Genomic DNA, 3,271 nt, shown 5'->3' with positions numbered 1-3,271 from the left:
TGGACGCCGCGGCCGGCGGTCAGCCATTTCGAGATCAGCTTCGGCGCGCTGGGGCGGGAGACGTCGTAGATGGCGATGCCGCCGCCGAACTCCTTCGGGCCGTTCTGGCCCAGCTTCTCGTGGTTGACGATCATGATGTCACCGGACACCCGCACCTTGTGCGAATGCCAGCCCTCGGGCAGCTCCAGCCGGGCGACGACCTTCGGGTTGCGGGGGTCGGCGACGTCGACGATGGTCGTGCCGCTCGGCGACCGCATATGGCCGATATAGAGCGTGGTGCCCTCGACCCAGACCTGGCCGCCGCCGGGGCAATCGATATGCGAGATCAGGGTCGTGTTGCGGGAATTCGGCACGTCAAACCTCTGGATCGTTCGGGCGCACCCCTCCCGTCCTCCGGCCGCAATGTCGGGCCGGGACGGAAGGCGATCGGGCAGCTGAGCCCGGCGGCAGCCGGACCCGGCCGCGTCAGACCATGCGGACCACGTCGCCGCTGGCGTCGCGGCCCCATCTGTGGAACAGGCCGAAGGCCTTCAGCGCCGGTTCGTCGCTGGCGACGAACAGGATCGCGGGCTCGGTTTCGGACCCGTTCACATGCTCGCACCACGACCCGCCGGGCACCGCCAGCGTGTCGAACTCGGTCCAGTCGAAGCGCTTGCCGTCGACCACGGAATGGCCGCTGCCCTGGAACGGCGCCACCAGCAGGCTGGCGGTCTGGCGCAGCGGGCGGGTGCGCTCGCCCGGCCGCAGCATCTGGGCGAAGAAGGTGATGGTCTTGAACACCGGCCCGCCGGTCAGCGGGTCGACATACTCGATCATCAGGGCCTCGTACGGGTCGCCGTCCCAGTCCTTGAACCGCTCCAGCTGCTCCCGCATCGCGTCCCAGCGGTAGACATACATCGGCGACGACAGGCCGGAGCCGCGATGGTGGTCGATGAAGCGCGGCCGCAGCCCGCCGGCGCCGTAGACCCGGGCGGAGTAGTCGCTGGGGAAGCGGGCGCTCTGCACCTTCCGGGCGACGCCGTTCTCGGTGTAGTCGTGCTCGAAATAGACGGCGTTCAGGGTCTCGACCAAAGGCAGGTCCAGGACCGACAGGTTGACCGCCGGCTCGTCGCCCGTGTTGCCGTGATTGTGCCAGGCATCGACCGGCGTCAGCACCATGTCGCCCGGGCCGAAGGTGATGTCCTCGCCCTCGACGCCGGTGAAGTTGCTCTTCCCGGTCAGGCCGAAGCGGATGGCGCTGGGCGAATGCCGGTGCGGCGGCATCACCTCGTTCGGGTCGTTCAGCCGGTACGCCGTGTACATGGTGCTGACCGTCGCCCGCCGCGGCGACAGGCCGGGATTGACCAGGATCAGCGACCGCCGCTCGGAATCATCCATGTGGATCAGCTCGGCGGAGCGCTGCAGGATCGGCGCGATGTCGTCCTTGTAGCGCCACAGGAAGGGCACCGCCTTCTTGGAGCCCATCAACTGCTTGATCTCGTCGTGGTCGACGTCGGTCGAGCTGGCCCAGAACGGGAACATGTTCTTGGTGAAGACGTCGTCGTACAGCGCCCTCAGGGCGGCATCGCGATTGGATGACCCTTGCGCCGCGGCGCGCGTGTCCGTCATGTCGCACCCCTGTTTTCGGATTGTCGTTCAACCTTGGCCATGACCGTATGCCCGCTGGTCGACCGTTTCAACCATATTCTTTGGTTGAGGTAAATTTGGTTGGTGATTGGTTGGCTCATTGGTCGGAATCGAGGCCGGGGCCAGGGTCGGCAGGCCGCGGATCAGGTCGGCGGCGCGCTCGGCGATCATCAGCACCGGGGCGTTGATGTTGCCGCAGGTCAGGTCGGGCATCACCGCGGCGTCAACCACGCGCAGCCCCTCGGCGCCATGCACCCGCAACTGCGGGTCGACCACCGCCCCGTCCTCGGCCGACACGCCCATGCGGCAGGTGCCGAGCGGGTGGTGCACGGTGATCGAGGTGGCGCGGATATAGGCGTCGATCTCGGCATCCGTCGCCTTGGCCGCGCCGGGCGCCGATTCGCGGGCGATGAAGCGGGCCATCGGGCCCTGCGCCATCACCTCCCGCGCCATCCGGATGCCGGCACGCAGGCTGGCCCAGTCGGCCTCGGTCGCCAGGAAGTTCTGGCGGATCAGCGGTGCTGCCATCGGGTCGGCCGAGGCGAGGGCGACGGTGCCGCGGCTCTCCGGCTGGATCGCCACCACGCGGCAGGCGAAGGCGTCGGTGAAGGGCTGCTTGAACGGCTTGAAATAGGGCCAAGCGCCGAGCGGCGCCGCGGTCAGCAGGAACTGCACATCGGGCAGCGCCAGCTCCGCCCGGCTCTTCAGGAAGGCGACCACGCCGCCGGGCACGTCGGCGGCGAAGCCCTTGCCGAAGGCATAGGCCTTGCCGAGCTCCAGCGCGATCCGGTCGGCTCGCATCATCCGGTGGAACGGCCCGGGCTCCCGCCGCTGGTACATCAGGATGGTCGAGACATGGTCCTGCAGGTTGCGGCCGACGCCCGTCAGCGGGATGCGGGTGCGGATGCCGTGCGCCGCCAGCCGCTCCGGGTCGCCGATGCCCGACAGCATCAGCAGCTGCGGGCTGTTGATCACGCCGCCGGACAGGATGACCTCGGCATCGGCCCAGGCGGTCTGGACCTTCCCGCCCTGCACATAATCGACGCCGGCCGCGCGGGTGCCCTCGAACAGCACGCGGGTGACCATGGCGCCGACCTTGACCGTCAGGTTCGGGCGGGCCAGCGCCGGGCGGAGATAGGCGGTCGCGGCGCTGCAGCGCCGGCCGTCGCGGATGGTCATCTGCAGCCGGCCGAAGCCCTCCTGCCGGGCGCCATTGTAGTCGTCGGTCCAGCCATGCCCGGCCTCGGCTGCGGCCGCGGCGTAGGCGTCGAGCAGCGGGTCCTGGTAGCGGCAGTTCTGCACCCGCATCGGCCCGTCGCCGCCGCGCCAGGCATCGGCGCCGCCCTCCCAGGATTCGAGCCGCCGGAAATAGGGCAGGGCGTGGGCGTAGGACCACTCGTCCAGCCCGGACGCGGCCCAGCGGTCATAGTCGCCGCGATTGCCGCGGACATAGGCCATGGCGTTGGTGGAGGAGGATCCGCCGACCACCTTGCCGCGGGCGCATTCCACCCGGCGGCCGTCGACCGTGTCCTCGGGCTCGTTGAAGTAGCCCCAGTCGTGCAGCCGCTTCTGCAGGATCTTGCCCCAGCCCAGCGGGATGTGGATCCAGGGGTCGCGGTCCCAGCCGCCGGCCTCCAGCAGCAGC

General features: G+C 69.5%; 3 protein-coding genes. All 3 read right to left on the bottom strand.

The features are described from left to right. On the bottom strand, positions 1 to 353 hold a 353-nt coding region (locus ABDW35_RS34555; RefSeq protein WP_343718374.1), incomplete at its 3' end, for a hypothetical protein. Between the two features lie 112 nt (positions 354 to 465). After that, positions 466 to 1,608, bottom strand: a complete 1,143-nt coding sequence (locus ABDW35_RS34550) for a cupin domain-containing protein (protein ID WP_343718373.1) — start codon at positions 1,606 to 1,608, stop codon at positions 466 to 468. Positions 1,609 to 1,635: 27 nt separating this feature from the next. After that, positions 1,636 to 3,271, bottom strand: a 1,636-nt coding sequence (locus tag ABDW35_RS34545; protein WP_343718372.1) for a GMC family oxidoreductase N-terminal domain-containing protein, incomplete at its 5' end; no start/stop codon positions are given.

It is taken from the genome of Inquilinus sp. (assembly GCF_039594555.1).
In the GTDB taxonomy this organism is placed as follows: Bacteria; Pseudomonadota; Alphaproteobacteria; order DSM-16000; family Inquilinaceae; genus Inquilinus.
Note: the sequence above shows the minus strand (reverse complement) of the source record. Positions and strands in the feature narration are given on the sequence as shown.